Origin of the sequence: Paenibacillus sp. FSL H7-0703, assembly GCF_038003485.1 — a bacterium.
GTDB classification, from domain to species: domain Bacteria; phylum Bacillota; class Bacilli; order Paenibacillales; family Paenibacillaceae; genus Paenibacillus; species Paenibacillus polymyxa_B.
Genome location: NZ_JBBOPF010000001.1, coordinates 2,362,324 through 2,379,263, shown reverse-complemented (window position 1 = coordinate 2,379,263; position 16,940 = coordinate 2,362,324). Strand labels below are relative to the sequence as shown.

Below are 16,940 nucleotides of genomic sequence, written 5' to 3'. Positions count from 1 at the left end.
CAAGGCCAATATAATACATTTAACTCATAAATAATAATGCTTGTTTATGATATAGATATCATTTTATTTGATGGGGGATGAAGAGATGGATATTGAAAATATGCAGGCATTTGTTTCGGTGGCAGAGCTGAGAAGCCTGACAGAAGCAGCTCAAAAGTTGAATCACCTGCAATCGAATATGACGGCCAAAATAAAGAAGCTGGAGGCTCATTACGGCACAGCGTTATTTTACCGAAAGCCCCGTGGTATGGAGCTGACACCTTCAGGAGAAATCCTATATGCTCAGTTCAAGCAAATGCTGTCGCTATGGCAAGACACGGAGATGAAAATGAGACCGCAGGAGGAAAAGCTGCGCATTGGTACGATGCAGTCCATTGTTGCGGGGGAAACAACAAGGGCGCTTACGAAGGTATACGAGCTGTACCCGCAGGCCTCGGTTACATTAAAAACCGGAACCACCACGGAAATGGAGCGATTGATCCTCGACGGCGAGCTCGATATTGCTTTTGTCACAGGGTATCCCACCAACCCGTATATTCATTATCAAAAAATATGCCGTGAAGAGTTGGTGCTGGTGGGAAAAGGCATACATGAAGGTTCAGACCTCAAACAGGTGCTGCAAGGAGCCTCTATTATCATATTGTCGGATGGCTGCCTGTACCTAACGCATTTAAAGAAGATGTATCAGGACATGCAATTGACCCATGGCGAGGTTGTGGAGGTCGGTGTGTTTGATACCATGGTGGAATTTTCCTTGATGGGAATGGGAATCACCCTTATGTCTAAAAGGCTTGCGCGGCAATTCAAAGTAACATCCTATTTGCCCACTCCCCCAACTTTCGGCTACATGGATACATATTTAATATCTCGTCCAAATCACGAAATGACAGCGATTGAACATAAATTTATCGAAATCAACAATACGATCTAATAGAGTAGGGGGAATTGATTTACAGAATCACGGCATATCCGGCAGCAGTGTAGCCAGTAGCGGTTTTGAACCGATGTGCGAGCGCCCATCGACAAAAACGCGTACGTTTTATGGTGCGCTCAAGCATATTGCCGAAGGATTAATTAACCGTTACCCGGACAAGCTGATCGTCTTTTTGCCCCCCCCCCTCACGGATCAAGTGATACGGTTCCTGAGCATCTGCCTAATGCCATCACAGGTCAAGTCTATAGCGCGTATGCACAGGCTGCTCAGGCTATTCGTTTAGCTTGAGCATTTTTTTGTGATTGTAGGATTTGTATATACTTGTCTCAGACTTGTTTATTTTTAGTGAGGGTGTATAATACTTGATATATCAATTGATGGGTCAATCATTAGAAGGAGGGTTTGTCATCGAACATTGCTCTGAAAGAAGCCAGTTGTTTTATCGCATGCATCTTTTGTGTAAAGAAATGAATAACGCTTTTGAAGCACAATTAAAAACCAGTTTTACCAAGGTCGAAATTTTGTATCATATTGATCATCGTCAGGAACTAAGTCAGCTGGAGCTCCAACATCTGCTCGTTCTGGATGGTGCAGCAGTGACCCGACATCTGAGAAGGCTGGAAGAGGAAGGTCTGATTTTACGTAGTAAAAAAGAGCGGGATAAGCGTGTGACCTATATACGTTTGACCGAATTAGGGGTTCAAGAGCTGCAAGTTTTGTCAGAGCAAAGACAAGCCTTTCAGGAAAAGCTGCTATGTAAGTTTACAGATGAGGAAATTGTGGCTTTTACAGATGTGCTACAGCGTATGTCTAGCAATGTAAAGAATATGTAAATATGCGAGGAGGAAATGAATATGAAAGCCATCGTTATAGATCAGTATGGAAGCAAGGATGAATTGAAAGAAAGAGAAGTGGCTACTCCTACACCACAGGCTCACCAGGTTGTAGTCAAAGTGGCGGCTACCTCCATCAATCCAATTGACTGGAAGCTGCGTGAAGGTTACTTAAAACAAATGATGGATTGGGAGTTCCCGATTATTTTAGGCTGGGATGTAGCCGGCACTATTTCGGAAGTAGGCAGCGAGGTCACCGATTGGAAAGTGGGAGATGAAGTGTTTGCACGTCCGGACACCACCCGATTCGGTACTTATGCCGAGTATACCTTGGTGGATGATCATCTGCTGGCACGTAAACCCGCCTCAATTTCTTGGGAGGAAGCCGCTTCTGTACCTTTGGCGGGGTTGACTGCTTGGCAGGCGCTCTTTACACATGGTCAACTGACCAAAGGGGAAAAAGTATTAATCCACGCAGGTGCAGGTGGCGTAGGTATGTTTGCTATCCAGTTTGCCAAACAAGCCGGAGCCTATGTCATTACTACAGCCAGTGAGCGTAATCATGAATTGCTTGCTTCATTGGGAGCCGACCAAATCATTGACTATCGTACAACTCGTTTTGAGGAAGTTTTATCTGATGTGGACGTCGTGTTCGATACGATGGGCGGGGATGTTCAGAAGAACAGCTTTAAGGTAGTGAAAAAGGATACCGGACGGATCATATCCATTGTCAGCAATTTTGACGAAGAGTTGGTGAAGGAGTACAACGTAACAGCCCAAAATATATGGCTGGAGCCCAATGGACAGCAACTACAGGAAATTGCCGATCTGTTGGAGCAAAAGAAAGTAAGATCGGTAGTAGGAGCTACGTTTCCTTTTTCTCAAAAAGGTTTGTATGACGCACACGCTTTAAGCGAAACCCACCACGCTGTTGGTAAAATTGCAATAACCTTCCCATAAGGACGCATACACATATACGGTACGAAAGGAATTGCACGATGAAGATTTTAGAAGATTATTTTCACTACTATAATCTATCGTTTATCTGGAAAATATACCGGACTCAGCGAATGCCTTTGATAAGTACAAAATATCTGATTCCTCTAAATGATAACCCGTCAGCTGCATAATAGCTTGCGGGTTTTCTGTTTTCCGAACAATACATATGTGTTCAATTTGTAACATTCGCTTTTTCTGTTGACAAGCAGTAGGTGAGAGCCTAAAATAACGAATGTAATAATATAGCGCATATGAATGCGAATATTACTTCAAACGAACGACAACAATACGAGTATGCTTTGCGTAGGAGGAATTACGACTCATGGAGCGTTTCTTTAAATTAAAGGAACATGGCACGAACGTCCGCACAGAGATTATTGCGGGGATTACTACTTTTATGACCATGGCTTATATTCTGGTGGTCAACAATACCTTTTTAGGTCCGACTGGAGCAGGTATGCCCAGTGAAGCTGTCTTTTTTGCGACGGCGGTAGGTGCAGGTTTGGTTACCATACTGATGGGGCTATTCGTTAATGTGCCGATCGGCATGGCGCCGGGTATGGGCTTGAATGCTTATTTTATGACTGTAGTCCTGAGTTCCAATGGCATGATTACTTGGCAAGCGGCACTTGGCGCTGTATTTATATCCGGTATCGTCTTTCTGATTTTAACCGTGACACGAGTAAGACAGATGCTGCTTGTTGCAGTTCCGGAAAATTTAAAGACAGCCATTACAGTGGGTATCGGTTTGTTTATTACGATTGTCGGCTTCAAGCTTTGTAATCTGGTTATGGTGAGCATCGTTCCAGGGACAGATGTTGGTCAACCGGTTCCGGGTCATGCTTTTAATTTGATTCTGGGAAGTCTGGTACATCAAAAGGATGCACTGCTGGCGCTAATCGGATTGCTTATTATCGCAGCACTGATGGTCGTTCGGGTCAAAGGTGCATTGCTGATTGGGATCGTAGCTACTACATTAATCGGTATTCCGATGGGAGTAACAAATTTGAGTAGCTTGACAACAGGCAACTGGATTCCTGATTTCAGTAATTTGGCTGTAGGTCAGTTAGACTTGAAAGCAGCTTTGCATATCGGTCTGTTTGATATCATTTTCATTTTCACATTTGTAGAGTTGTTTGATACGTTCGGTACCTTGGTAGGTACGGCTACACGCGCGGGTATAATGAAAGATAAGAAAAAAGGCGAGAAAATTATCGGTAAAGCAATGCTGGTGGATGCAGTTGGGGTAAGTACTGGTGCAGTATTGGGTACAAGTACGATTACAGCATTCGTAGAAAGCTCCGCAGGGGTAGAAGAAGGCGGACGTACCGGACTGACTGCTGTAACGACAGGTGTTCTGTTCTTGTTGGCCCTGTTTATTGCACCGTTGGCTCTGGTTGTGCCTTCTGCCGCTACTGCTCCAGCTCTGATTATCGTTGGGGTCCTAATGATGAGTCAGGTTCGCAATATCGACTGGGATAACTTCCTGTTGGCGTTTCCTGCATTTTTGACCATCGTGCTGATGCCTTTCACAGGTGGAATCGCGAATGGTATCTCTGCTGGTATTCTGTCTTACGTTGTGCTGGCTGTGTTTAGTAACCTGTTTACCAGCAATAAAGTTAAAATTCACTGGCTCATGTGGGTGCTTGCTATTATTGTAGTGATCCGCTTTGCCTTTATGGGCTCCGAATAATCAGTAGATATAGAACACAGAACCTCTTTCCTGTTGCTTAAGGGAAGAGGTTCTTTTTTTTGTAGTTAGACGCAGATAGATACAAAGGAGCTATTATATAGAAGGAAAACGAATAATAATAAAGTATTGTGAAACCTTATCTAATAAATGCTTGCAAAAGGGATATGTATATGGTATATTCTAATTCCGGCCAAGAAATACAATATTGCGAGCGAGTGTTACAAAAAAAGATTTCAAAAAAAATGCTTGCAAAGTTGGTTCGGACATGGTAAGATATAAGAGTTGATGAGGCGACAAACCAAATCGACAAGAAAAGAATGTTTGATCTTTGAAAACTGAACAACGAGTGAGTAAAACGATTTTGTTCGCAAAATCAAACAAGAGATATTTTATCTCGTCAGTTTCAAAATGAGCTTATCGCTCTTTCTATAAACCAACTTTGGTTGGTCTTTAATGGAGAGTTTGATCCTGGCTCAGGACGAACGCTGGCGGCGTGCCTAATACATGCAAGTCGAGCGGGGTTATGTAGAAGCTTGCTTCTACATAACCTAGCGGCGGACGGGTGAGTAACACGTAGGCAACCTGCCCACAAGACAGGGATAACTACCGGAAACGGTAGCTAATACCCGATACATCCTTTTCCTGCATGGGAGAAGGAGGAAAGACGGAGCAATCTGTCACTTGTGGATGGGCCTGCGGCGCATTAGCTAGTTGGTGGGGTAAAGGCCTACCAAGGCGACGATGCGTAGCCGACCTGAGAGGGTGATCGGCCACACTGGGACTGAGACACGGCCCAGACTCCTACGGGAGGCAGCAGTAGGGAATCTTCCGCAATGGGCGAAAGCCTGACGGAGCAACGCCGCGTGAGTGATGAAGGTTTTCGGATCGTAAAGCTCTGTTGCCAGGGAAGAACGTCTTGTAGAGTAACTGCTACAAGAGTGACGGTACCTGAGAAGAAAGCCCCGGCTAACTACGTGCCAGCAGCCGCGGTAATACGTAGGGGGCAAGCGTTGTCCGGAATTATTGGGCGTAAAGCGCGCGCAGGCGGCTCTTTAAGTCTGGTGTTTAATCCCGAGGCTCAACTTCGGGTCGCACTGGAAACTGGGGAGCTTGAGTGCAGAAGAGGAGAGTGGAATTCCACGTGTAGCGGTGAAATGCGTAGAGATGTGGAGGAACACCAGTGGCGAAGGCGACTCTCTGGGCTGTAACTGACGCTGAGGCGCGAAAGCGTGGGGAGCAAACAGGATTAGATACCCTGGTAGTCCACGCCGTAAACGATGAATGCTAGGTGTTAGGGGTTTCGATACCCTTGGTGCCGAAGTTAACACATTAAGCATTCCGCCTGGGGAGTACGGTCGCAAGACTGAAACTCAAAGGAATTGACGGGGACCCGCACAAGCAGTGGAGTATGTGGTTTAATTCGAAGCAACGCGAAGAACCTTACCAGGTCTTGACATCCCTCTGACCGGTCTAGAGATAGACCTTTCCTTCGGGACAGAGGAGACAGGTGGTGCATGGTTGTCGTCAGCTCGTGTCGTGAGATGTTGGGTTAAGTCCCGCAACGAGCGCAACCCTTATGCTTAGTTGCCAGCAGGTCAAGCTGGGCACTCTAAGCAGACTGCCGGTGACAAACCGGAGGAAGGTGGGGATGACGTCAAATCATCATGCCCCTTATGACCTGGGCTACACACGTACTACAATGGCCGGTACAACGGGAAGCGAAATCGCGAGGTGGAGCCAATCCTAGAAAAGCCGGTCTCAGTTCGGATTGTAGGCTGCAACTCGCCTACATGAAGTCGGAATTGCTAGTAATCGCGGATCAGCATGCCGCGGTGAATACGTTCCCGGGTCTTGTACACACCGCCCGTCACACCACGAGAGTTTACAACACCCGAAGTCGGTGGGGTAACCCGCAAGGGAGCCAGCCGCCGAAGGTGGGGTAGATGATTGGGGTGAAGTCGTAACAAGGTAGCCGTATCGGAAGGTGCGGCTGGATCACCTCCTTTCTATGGAGAATCGTTTCCTGCAATGGAAACATTCAAATATGAAGCGTAAGCTTCAAAAACTACTCACTCGTTGCTCAGTTTTGAGAGCTCAAACTCTCAAAAAAAGCTGGTTGTATACAGCTTTGCACCTTGAAAACTGGATACCGAAACGAAATTGCGTTTTAGAATATTCCTTTAAGCTGATCTTGTGTAAACAAGTGAAATAAAGGTAGCAGGTAAGGAGAGATCTTTTGCCTTTGGCAAAAATCATTCTTTATCGAACATCGACATTTTCTTTTTTTGAAAGAAAAGTCTAGGTTAAGCTACAAAGAGCACACGGAGGATGCCTAGGCGCCAGGAGCCGACGAAGGACGTGGCGAACAACGATAAGGCCTCGGGGAGCTGTAAGCAAGCTTTGATCCGGGGATGTCCGAATGGGGAAACCCGGCTGTCTTCATCGACAGTCACTTTCTGCTGAATACATAGGCAGAATAGAGGCAGACCAGGGGAACTGAAACATCTAAGTACCCTGAGGAAGAGAAAACAATAGTGATTCCGTCAGTAGCGGCGAGCGAACGCGGATTAGCCCAAACCAAGGAGCTTGCTCCTTGGGGTTGTGGGACGTCTCACATGGAGTTACAAAGGAACCGGTTAGATGAAGAGGCCTGGAAAGGCCCGCCAGAGAAGGTAAAAGCCCTGTAGTTCAAAACTTGTTCCCTCCGAGACGGATCCCGAGTAGTGCGGGGCACGTGAAACCCCGTATGAATCCGGCAGGACCATCTGCCAAGGCTAAATACTCCCTGGCGACCGATAGTGAAGCAGTACCGTGAGGGAAAGGTGAAAAGCACCCCGGAAGGGGAGTGAAATAGATCCTGAAACCGTGTGCTTACAAGAAGTCAGAGCCCGATCTATGGGTGATGGCGTGCCTTTTGTAGAATGAACCGGCGAGTTACGTTCCCGTGCAAGGTTAAGGTGAAGAGCTGAAGCCGCAGCGAAAGCGAGTCTGAATAGGGCGACTTGAGTACGTGGACGTAGACCCGAAACCGGGTGATCTACCCCTGTCCAGGGTGAAGGTGCGGTAACACGCACTGGAGGCCCGAACCCACGCATGTTGAAAAATGCGGGGATGAGGTGGGGGTAGCGGAGAAATTCCAATCGAACCCGGAGATAGCTGGTTCTCCCCGAAATAGCTTTAGGGCTAGCCTCGGAAAAAAGAATCGTGGAGGTAGAGCACTGATTGGGTGCGGGGCCCGCAAGGGTTACCAAGCTCAGTCAAACTCCGAATGCCATAGATTTAGTTCCGGGAGTCAGACAGTGAGTGCTAAGATCCATTGTCGAAAGGGAAACAGCCCAGACCATCAGCTAAGGTCCCCAAGTGTGTGTTAAGTGGGAAAGGATGTGGAGTTGCACAGACAACCAGGATGTTGGCTTAGAAGCAGCCACCATTGAAAGAGTGCGTAATAGCTCACTGGTCGAGTGACTCTGCGCCGAAAATGTAACGGGGCTAAACACACCACCGAAGCTATGGCTTGATGCTTGCATCAGGGGTAGGGGAGCGTTGAATGCGGGTTGAAGGTGTACCGTAAGGAGCGCTGGACTGCATTCAAGTGAGAATGCCGGTATGAGTAACGAAAAGATCTGTGAGAATCAGATCCGCCGAAAGCCTAAGGGTTCCTGAGGAAGGTTCGTCCGCTCAGGGTAAGTCGGGACCTAAGGCGAGGCCGATAGGCGTAGTCGAAGGACAACAGGTCGAAATTCCTGTACCACCGTAATCCGTTATGAGCGATGGGGTGACGCAGTAGGGTAGTGACGCGGACTGATGGATGTCCGTCTAAGCAGTGAGGCTGATGTGTAGGCAAATCCGCACATCGTTAAGGCTGGGCTGTGATGGGGAGCGAAAATTGTAGTAGCGAAGGTCATGATCTCAGACTGCCAAGAAAAGCCTCTAGCCAGGAGAAGGTGCCCGTACCGCAAACCGACACAGGTAGGCGAGAAGAGAATTCTAAGGCGCGCGGAAGAACTCTCGTTAAGGAACTCGGCAAAATGACCCCGTAACTTCGGGAGAAGGGGTGCCTCGGTAGGGTGAATAGCCCGAGGGGGCCGCAGTGAAAAGGCCCAAGCGACTGTTTAGCAAAAACACAGGTCTGTGCGAAGCCGCAAGGCGAAGTATACGGGCTGACGCCTGCCCGGTGCTGGAAGGTTAAGGGGAGTGGTAAGCCCTTCGGGGCGAAGCTATGAACCGAAGCCCCAGTAAACGGCGGCCGTAACTATAACGGTCCTAAGGTAGCGAAATTCCTTGTCAGGTAAATTCTGACCCGCACGAATGGCGTAACGACTTGGGCGCTGTCTCAACGAGAGATCCGGTGAAATTTTAATACCTGTGAAGATGCAGGTTACCCGCGACAAGACGGAAAGACCCCATGGAGCTTTACTGCAGCTTGATATTGAATTTGGGTACGATCTGTACAGGATAGGTGGGAGCCGTTGAATCTTGAGCGCCAGCTTGAGAGGAGGCATCCTTGGGATACCACCCTGATCGTATCTAGGTTCTAACTTGGTACCGTGATCCGGTGCGAGGACAGTGTCAGGTGGGCAGTTTGACTGGGGCGGTCGCCTCCTAAAGAGTAACGGAGGCGCCCCAAGGTTCCCTCAGAATGGTTGGAAATCATTCGAAGAGTGCAAAGGCAGAAGGGAGCTTGACTGCGAGACCTACAAGTCGAGCAGGGACGAAAGTCGGGCTTAGTGATCCGGTGGTACCGCATGGAAGGGCCATCGCTCAACGGATAAAAGCTACCCTGGGGATAACAGGCTTATCTCCCCCAAGAGTCCACATCGACGGGGAGGTTTGGCACCTCGATGTCGGCTCATCGCATCCTGGGGCTGAAGTAGGTCCCAAGGGTTGGGCTGTTCGCCCATTAAAGCGGTACGCGAGCTGGGTTCAGAACGTCGTGAGACAGTTCGGTCCCTATCTGTCGTGGGCGTAGGAAATTTGAGAGGAGCTGTCCTTAGTACGAGAGGACCGGGATGGACGTACCGCTGGTGTACCAGTTGTTCCGCCAGGAGCACCGCTGGGTAGCTATGTACGGAAGGGATAAGCGCTGAAAGCATCTAAGCGTGAAGCCCCCCTCAAGATGAGATTTCCCAATTAGTAAGACCCCTTGAAGACGACGAGGTAGATAGGTTGGGGGTGGAAGTGCAGTAATGCATGGAGCTGACCAATACTAATCGGTCGAGGGCTTATCCTAAGAATAAAACGCAAATGAGTTTCGGATCCAGTTTTCAGGGTGTAACCTTGAATGTAGAATTTGCACAGCAAATTCATGTTTGGTGGCGATAGCGGAGGGGTTCCACACGTACCCATCCCGAACACGACCGTTAAGCCCTCCAGCGCCGATGGTACTTGGACCGCAGGGTCCTGGGAGAGTAGGACGTCGCCAAGCAACAAGTAAAAGAGACCAAGATCTTCTGAAGATCTTGATCTCTTTTTTGCGTTATAAGGCACTGGGATTTTATTTAAAGTGAGTTTGTTATAAGTTCAACTGGATAAGTGGATATTAACTAATAAATAAGAAGACGGTTTTAAAATAATTTAGTACCAGGTATTAGTATCTGGTGTTATAATATGAATAAGGATTACAAAGGAGAGTGATCAGATTGTTGAATTCAAAAGCTAAGCTTACCGCCTTTGGCACTTATGTACCTGAACGGATTTTGACGAACGCTGACTTGGAGAAGCTTGTGGATACGAGTAACGAGTGGATTGTACAGAGAACGGGTATGCATGAAAGACGCATTGCGGCTGAAGATCAATATGTATCTGATTTATGTATACAAGCTATTACTCGTATGATTAACCTGTATGACGTAAATATAAACGATGTTGAGATGATTATTGTAGCGACGAGTACACCTGATTACTACTTTCCAAGCACGGCTTCACGTATTCAGGCTCATTTTGATATTCCAAACACAGGGTCAATAGATATTAGTGCAGCATGTGCAGGTTTTTCCTATGGACTTCATTTGGCAAATGGCCTTATTACGAGTGGTCTGCATCGTAAGGTGCTGGTAGTGGGAGCCGAAACGTTGTCCAAAATTACAGATTATACGGATCGGACGACGTGTATACTTTTTGGAGATGGTGCAGGGGTTGCACTTGTAGAATATGACGAGGATGAAGGATCATTTTTAACTTCAGATATAGGTACCTATGGGCAAGGGGGAGCACATCTTTACCGTGTGGGATTATCTGATCATTTGGATGGAGAGAAGCTGCAAGACCATGGATTTATTGCTCAAAATGGACGTGAGGTTTATAAATGGGCTGTTCGCTCTGTTCCAACGGGAATGGAACGATTATTGGATAAGGCAAATATGAAGAAGGAGGATCTTGACTGGTTTGTACCTCATAGCGCTAATTTGAGAATGATCGAGTCCATATGTGAAAGAAGTACAGTACCTTTGGAAAAAACGCTGACAAGCGTAGAATTGTATGGTAATACATCGGCGGCATCCATCCCGTTGGCTTTGCAGTGTGGTTTGGATGATGGACGTTTACGGTATGGACAACATGTGTTGTTATATGGATTTGGGGGAGGCCTCACCTATGCGGGTCTGCTATTAAAATGGAGTGTGCCTGATTTGTAAGTTATCCTAACCCATGTAGAAGCAATAGCACTAGTATGTACGATCATGTTAATAAGAGCCGTTGGCATTAGAATTTATCGTAAGTTGGCAGGATGCTATAATTAACACTATGAGAGAAAGGAGCGTAACATGAAGGTATTGGTATTGGCAGAAAAACCGTCCGTGGCCAGAGAGATTGCACGTGTGATGGGTAGCCGCGAGAAGCATAAAAGTTATATAGAAGGACCCCAGTACGTGGTGACGTGGGCACTGGGACATTTGGTCGGCTTAGCAGAGCCAGAGGATTACGATTCTAAGTATGCGACCTGGAATTTGGAGGACTTGCCTATTCTTCCGAAGAGTTCAAAGTTAAAGGTGCTGCGCGAAAGTAATCACCAGTTCAAAGCTGTGCAGCAGCTCATGAAGCGGCAGGACATTGGAGAGCTTATCGTGGCAACAGATGCTGCTCGTGAAGGTGAATTGTTGGCACGCTGGATCATCCAAATGGCAAACTGGAAAAAGCCCTTCCGGCGCTTATGGATCTCCTCGCAGACGGACAAGGCGATTAAGGCAGGTTTCGCAAAGCTATTGCCTGGTCAGCAGTTTGATCGTTTATATGAATCGGCTCGCTGTAGAGCTGAAGCAGACTGGATGATTGGTCTCAATGTAACTCGCGCGTTGACTTGTCGTTATAACGCCCAACTTTCGGCTGGAAGAGTGCAGACACCAACGCTGGGGATGATTATGGAGCGTGAGAAGGAAATTACCGAATTCCGTTCTCAGGAATATGATACTCTGACGGCGGATTTTGGCGATTTTCAGGCAACTTGGCGGGCAGAAAGCGGGGATTCACGCATGTTTGACCGCACTCAAGCAGAGGCTTTGCGCCGAAGACTTGAGGGGGCCAAAGGCACAGTTGCGAGTGTTAAAAAGAGCGAAAAGAACGAGCCTCACCCGCTGGCGTATGATTTAACGGAGCTGCAAAGAGATGCTAACCAGCGCTATGGCTTTTCAGCTAAACAGACGTCTAATCTGCTTCAGCGTCTGTATGAGCAGCATAAGCTGGTGACTTATCCACGTACAGACAGCCGTTATCTGACATCCGATATGGTGGATACACTTAAGGAAAGGCTCAGTAGTGTAGCAGTAGGTCCGTATGCTTCCTTGGCACGTCCGCTATTGCGTAACAACTTACCAATCACAAAGCGAATTGTGGATGACAGTAAAGTCACGGATCATCACGCGATTATTCCTACTGAGCAGACATTATTGCTTAATCAGTTGAGCCCAGAGGAACGTAAGCTGTATGATCTGATTGCACGACGTTTTATCAGTCTATTCTATCCACCTGCACGTTATGATGCTGTAGCCGTATCAGTAACGGTGGAGCAGGAGACGTTTCAGGTAAAAGGCACAACGGTAAAAGATAGCGGATGGCGTGCTGTATATGACGCGAACCATTATGATATGGATGATGAAGAAGCAGAGGATCGGGAAAACAATGGACGAGGCGTTATTTTACCTGAGCTGCAAAAAGGAGATTCCGTCCGGTTACAGCGTTGTCTTGTACGAGCTGGGCGAACGATGCCGCCGAAGCGGTATACAGAAGCTGCCCTGCTCGCTCAGATGGAAAAACATGGACTGGGTACTCCTGCTACCCGTGCCGATCTGATTGAGAAGCTTGTCAGCTCGGATACGATTGAGCGTCAGGGGAACGTGATGCATCCAACCGGGAAAGGTAAACAATTGATTGATCTGGCGGCTCCACAGCTTCGAACGCCCGAATTGACGGCACGTTGGGAAGCGGAGCTAGAACGGATTGCTCGTGGTCAAGGACAACCGGAACCGTTTTTGAATTCTATTCGTGCTATGGCGAAAGAGCTGGTTTCCACTGTGAAAAATAGCAGTGCGGAGTACAAGCCTCATAATTTGACGAATAGTCATTGCCCAGATTGTGGTACAAAGCTATTGGAGAAGAAGGGCAAGAAAGGCAAGTTCCTTGTATGTCCAAGTGCGGATTGCGGTTACCGTCGTTCAGGGGAAAAACGTTTGTCCAATCGACGTTGCCCGCAGTGTCATAAGAAAATGGAAATGAAAGAGGGCAAAGCAGGATTGTATGTAAGATGCCTGCCCTGTGGCATTACCGAGACGTTGGATAAGGACAAGCAACGGGTAAACAAACGGGAACAGCAAAAGCTAGTAAGACAATTTGAAAAGCAGGAATCTTTTGGCTCCAGTTTGGGTGATTTGCTTAAAGCAGCGATGGAACAAAAGCAGGGCAAATAACGGATGACCAAAAGTGCTACAGTCACATAATCAGCAGGTATACGTCGGTATAAAAACGATCACTCCTTGGCATGGTAAGCCGAGGAGGTGAGTATTTATGCCCAAACATAAACCGCTTAAAATCAATAATCAGCAAAATAAATCAAGCATACTGGAGGAGGAAATTGCTGCTCATCCAGAGAAGCAAGCGAAATATCCTCCAAGCTTGAATGGGATTCCCAAACAGCAGTCTTGATGCTGCGTGGGATGGACAACGTGTATAGAACCAAGACGATTGGACGTCAGATGAAGTAGTTACTAATGCTAGACCTGTCTCGCAAAAAAAAGAAGCAGCAGTTACGGTGGTCAACCGTTACTGCTGCTTCTTTTGCATAATAGAATGTTGAATTATTTGATTTGGGATAACTACTTTTAGTATTCATTAAAAAAAGATTGAATTTGGTTAACATCGTGTGTTTGGGTCAAAGCAAGCATGAGCAAAATCCGTGCTTTTTGCGGATTAAGCGAATCGGTCGATACAAAGTTCGATGCCGCGTCTTTTGTTGACGGGGACACCACTCCACTTCCCACGCGGCTGGAGCGGGCAATGATCACTCCTTTTTTACCTGCGGCCTCTGCGCCTTCTGAGGAGGTCTTGGACAAGGAGCCATTACCGGAACCAGCTACGACAATTCCCTTGGCACCAGCTGCTACGGCTGCATCATACAGATAGCGACCATTGTTTTGATATTCGTATAAAATATCTACTTGTGGCAGTTGAGTCAGGTTAGAGATGTCGAATACAGAAGAAGTCGTATGCTTGTGTGTGGATTTGTTGTAGTAGTACACTTGATCGCCCACAACAGCTCCAAGGTATCCCTGCTCCACAGACTTGAACGTATCAACTGCTGTTGTGTTCGTTTTGGTGATGTATCTTGCTGCACCGATACGGTCGTTCAACAGGACGAGTACACCCTGACCTTTAGAGGCCGAAGCCCCGGCGACTTTCACTGCATTATAAAGGTTGAAGGGACCATCAGCACTGATGGCAGTAGCTGGACGCATAGAGCCAACGACAACTACTGGCTTATCGCTTTTGATAACAAGATTGAGGAAATAAGCTGTTTCTTCTAATGTATCTGTACCATGTGTAATGACAATGCCATCTACATCGTCTCTGGCAAGCAGTTCATTGGTACGTTTGGCAAGTTTTAAGAGGATCTCATTATTAACGTCGGGGCTACCTACATTAACAACTTGCTCACCACTGACATTTGCAATACTTTTCATCTCAGGAACGGCATTGATCAGAGTTTCCACACCCAACGCGCCTGCTTTGTAGCCGGTTGTATCCGTATTGACGGAAGATGATCCTGCGATGGTCCCTCCTGTGGCAAGTATTTTAATATTGGGTAAATGATTGGTTTGAGGATTTTCGGATTTGTCCGACGTTGTAGTGGTAGAAGCAGGTGCAGTTGTGCTGGTTGTAGCTGCTGCCGCAGCCGCAGCGTTGGCGGTAAATCCACCACTCCATAAAGTACTACCGAGAATAAAGCTAGCCAACAGGGGAATCATCGTCATTTTTTTCATGTTAGTCATATAAAGCTCCTCTCCAATCTTAAACCTCAAATATAAATGATAGATTAACTGACAAATATTTTGTCGAATTACGTTGATATCACGAATTATAGGGTGTAAAATTGCTTTTAGTCAACACTTATGTTAGGAAATATGACTTTAGAACTTATTTATTATAAATGTAATCGATTTCAAAAAAGACATTTGCAAAACAAAACAACAAGCAGATATCTCATAAGGAGTCTGCTTGCTGTTATTGTGGAAGCTAAACAACAGATTTTACCCTGTAATCAATTCGCATAAAAGGCTGCAGGGTTAAGTTGATACTTTAGGTTAATAACGCGGCTATACAGCTTAATGCAGATTCGTTGATCAAGGATTGTTGGAATGCTGTTTTGTCGGCAAGCTGGCGCTGGGAGTTCCTTTTCCTCGTTTACGGTTGCGTTCTGCCTTTTTTGCATTTTCTCGCAGCTTTTCAACGTATTCATGGGTGCTTTCCATCGCAGTTCCTCCTTTAAGACGAAATAGATGCACTCGGGGATCGCCCTTATGCCACCTTACTATTTCCGCAAAAGCGCTATCCAAGTCAGAAGAGGCGTTGTTTCTGTAAAAGGGGTGGGGTTATAATGAGGGGGAGAGCGCTATATAAGGCCTAATACCTGAACTTGGTACGGTGTGCAAAAGGAGGAGAGACATTGCAGACAGGCTTGTTGGTATGGCTGCTGTTTATCAATGCAGTAGGCTATCTGGTAATGTCGGAGGATAAAAAGAGAGCACGTAAACATTGCGATCGTGTACCTGAACGGACGTTGTTTTTCCTGGCCCTGATCGGGGGAGCATTAGGCGTTCTAATTGCCATGTACCGTAAACGCCATAAAACACGGCATATGAGCTTCAGACTAGGTATTCCTGCGTTGCTATTCATGAACGCATTGCTGTATGGGTATTTTTTACGGTAAAGGGGAGGAGTTTAGGTTCTCATAGGGAAGTTTAATGATGAGTGAGAAGACTATTCCAGCCATCCGGTGACATGGAATGAACAACCACAGGAATACATATTTCAGGCTTTGAATCAATAAACTGAATGAGGAAGAGGTGCATATTATGATATTTTCAAAAGTATTGCTTGCTTATGATGGTTCGGATGCATCCAACAAGGCTTTGTTAAAGGCGGCTGAATTGGTCAAGGCATCACCGTCCTCGAAGCTTGAGGTGGTAACGGCATTCGATTTTCCTCGGATCTTTATGGGCGAAGGTTTGGCTCCAATTCCGGCTTCAATAAATAAAGAATATTACGATTTGGCCGAACAAACTACGGATGAAGTTAAAAAACGACTTGCTGAGCAGGGTGTAGATGCCAAGGTGGAACTGATTCAAGGTTCTCCAGCCGAAGTCATTTTGGATTATGCCAATGAGAATGGCTTCGATGCGATTGTGATCGGCAGCCGAGGTTTAGGTGGTATCCGTGAATTTGTATTGGGTAGCGTAAGTCACAATGTGGTGCAGCATGCGCGTATTCCTGTGCTGGTCGTAAAATAACTGAATAAAAAAGTAAAAGTCGGTTTACTGCCTGTATAGGGAGTGCCGACTTTTATTTTTTTCAGTGGGATGCGTTGCGGTCGCTGTTATCAGGGGAGGGGAGCGATAGCTAAATATAATACAATAGTCCTGACCTGTGGGTATATAAGGGTACTGATTTCACTAAACACGAACATTCTATTGTATGATTATTCTAATGTTCGTTTTCAAGTTGACATAAGGTGTAGGGAATTGTTAAACTAGGAAGTGTATTGTCGATAAAAAATGAACTTAAGGTGCAATTTAATAAGGTACACATGTTTGAGCCGAAACAAACCACGATCATACTTGTAAAGAATATCGATTGGGATGGAATAGGCACAATGCTAACTCGTATAATGCCGGGGATATGGCCCGGAAGTTTCTACCTGGAAACCTTAAATTTCCGGACTACGGGAGACATTCGGCTGAAGCCGCATTGGATGCGGTGGAAGAGGCTTGCTTTTGGC

General features: G+C 46.6%; 11 protein-coding genes, 3 rRNA genes and 1 riboswitch. Of the genes, 12 read left to right on the top strand and 2 right to left on the bottom strand.

Annotated elements, in window-relative coordinates:
- Positions 1-85 precede the first annotated feature (85 nt).
- The 10 genes from MHB46_RS10335 (at position 86) to MHB46_RS10290 (ending at position 13,591) form a co-directional block, all read left to right on the top strand.
- A complete protein-coding gene (locus tag MHB46_RS10335) occupies positions 86-931 on the top strand; it encodes a LysR family transcriptional regulator (protein ID WP_165179022.1) in 846 nt (281 codons plus the stop codon).
- A gap of 365 nt (positions 932-1,296) precedes the next feature.
- Positions 1,297-1,767 (top strand): MarR family winged helix-turn-helix transcriptional regulator, encoded by a 471-nt coding sequence (locus MHB46_RS10330; RefSeq protein ID WP_341162264.1) that lies wholly within the window; start codon positions 1,297-1,299, stop codon positions 1,765-1,767.
- Positions 1,768-1,788: 21 nt separating this feature from the next.
- Positions 1,789-2,727, top strand: coding sequence for an NADP-dependent oxidoreductase (locus MHB46_RS10325; protein ID WP_341162263.1), 939 nt, complete (start codon positions 1,789-1,791; stop codon positions 2,725-2,727).
- A gap of 361 nt (positions 2,728-3,088) precedes the next feature.
- Positions 3,089-4,459, top strand: coding sequence for an NCS2 family permease (locus MHB46_RS10320; RefSeq protein WP_023987039.1), 1,371 nt, complete (start codon positions 3,089-3,091; stop codon positions 4,457-4,459).
- Between the two features lie 450 nt (positions 4,460-4,909).
- Positions 4,910-6,465 (top strand): 16S ribosomal RNA (locus tag MHB46_RS10315).
- Positions 6,466-6,760: 295 nt separating this feature from the next.
- Positions 6,761-9,689: ribosomal RNA gene (locus MHB46_RS10310) — 23S ribosomal RNA — on the top strand.
- A gap of 78 nt (positions 9,690-9,767) precedes the next feature.
- A 5S ribosomal RNA gene (gene rrf / locus MHB46_RS10305) occupies positions 9,768-9,884 on the top strand.
- The 16S, 23S and 5S rRNA genes sit together here, the layout of an rRNA operon.
- A gap of 214 nt (positions 9,885-10,098) precedes the next feature.
- Complete coding sequence (locus tag MHB46_RS10300) at positions 10,099-11,091, top strand: ketoacyl-ACP synthase III (protein ID WP_341162262.1); 993 nt, start codon at positions 10,099-10,101, stop codon at positions 11,089-11,091.
- 129 nt (positions 11,092-11,220) lie between these two features.
- Entirely contained in the window at positions 11,221-13,356 is a 2,136-nt protein-coding gene (locus MHB46_RS10295) for a DNA topoisomerase III (RefSeq protein WP_341162261.1), read from the top strand.
- Between the two features lie 97 nt (positions 13,357-13,453).
- Positions 13,454-13,591 carry a hypothetical protein gene (locus MHB46_RS10290; protein WP_016819760.1) on the top strand — a complete coding sequence of 46 codons (138 nt, stop codon included), beginning with the start codon at positions 13,454-13,456 and terminating at the stop codon, positions 13,589-13,591.
- A gap of 176 nt (positions 13,592-13,767) precedes the next feature.
- On the opposite strand, the gene MHB46_RS10285 is transcribed toward MHB46_RS10290, so the two are convergent.
- Both MHB46_RS10285 and MHB46_RS10280 read right to left on the bottom strand, forming a co-directional pair.
- Positions 13,768-14,934, bottom strand: a complete 1,167-nt coding sequence (locus MHB46_RS10285; RefSeq protein ID WP_103049934.1) for a type II asparaginase — start codon at positions 14,932-14,934, stop codon at positions 13,768-13,770.
- Between the two features lie 351 nt (positions 14,935-15,285).
- Complete coding sequence (locus MHB46_RS10280) at positions 15,286-15,414, bottom strand: DUF4023 family protein (protein ID WP_081112528.1); 129 nt, start codon at positions 15,412-15,414, stop codon at positions 15,286-15,288.
- A 194-nt stretch (positions 15,415-15,608) separates the two neighbouring features.
- Between MHB46_RS10280 and MHB46_RS10275 the strand changes: the two genes are divergently transcribed.
- Together MHB46_RS10275 and MHB46_RS10270 are read left to right on the top strand one after the other, a co-directional pair.
- A complete protein-coding gene (locus MHB46_RS10275) occupies positions 15,609-15,872 on the top strand; it encodes a DUF1294 domain-containing protein (RefSeq protein WP_209940984.1) in 264 nt (87 codons plus the stop codon).
- Between the two features lie 145 nt (positions 15,873-16,017).
- Positions 16,018-16,452, top strand: coding sequence for a universal stress protein (locus MHB46_RS10270; RefSeq protein ID WP_061832065.1), 435 nt, complete (start codon positions 16,018-16,020; stop codon positions 16,450-16,452).
- 350 nt (positions 16,453-16,802) lie between these two features.
- Positions 16,803-16,904, top strand: a riboswitch (purine riboswitch).
- Positions 16,905-16,940: the final 36 nt, after the last annotated feature.

Bases quoted from the DNA above. Each gene is read 5' to 3' on its own strand.
- MHB46_RS10335 (WP_165179022.1), top strand. From the start codon at position 86: ATGGATATTGAAAATATGCAGGCATTTGTTTCGGTGGCAGAGCTGAGA.
- MHB46_RS10325 (WP_341162263.1), top strand. From the start codon at position 1,789: ATGAAAGCCATCGTTATAGATCAGTATGGAAGCAAGGATGAATTGAAA.
- MHB46_RS10320 (WP_023987039.1), top strand. From the start codon at position 3,089: ATGGAGCGTTTCTTTAAATTAAAGGAACATGGCACGAACGTCCGCACA.
- MHB46_RS10295 (WP_341162261.1), top strand. From the start codon at position 11,221: ATGAAGGTATTGGTATTGGCAGAAAAACCGTCCGTGGCCAGAGAGATT.
- MHB46_RS10290 (WP_016819760.1), top strand. From the start codon at position 13,454: ATGCCCAAACATAAACCGCTTAAAATCAATAATCAGCAAAATAAATCA.
- MHB46_RS10285 (WP_103049934.1), bottom strand. From the start codon at position 14,934: ATGACTAACATGAAAAAAATGACGATGATTCCCCTGTTGGCTAGCTTT.
- MHB46_RS10280 (WP_081112528.1), bottom strand. From the start codon at position 15,414: ATGGAAAGCACCCATGAATACGTTGAAAAGCTGCGAGAAAATGCAAAA.
- MHB46_RS10270 (WP_061832065.1), top strand. From the start codon at position 16,018: ATGATATTTTCAAAAGTATTGCTTGCTTATGATGGTTCGGATGCATCC.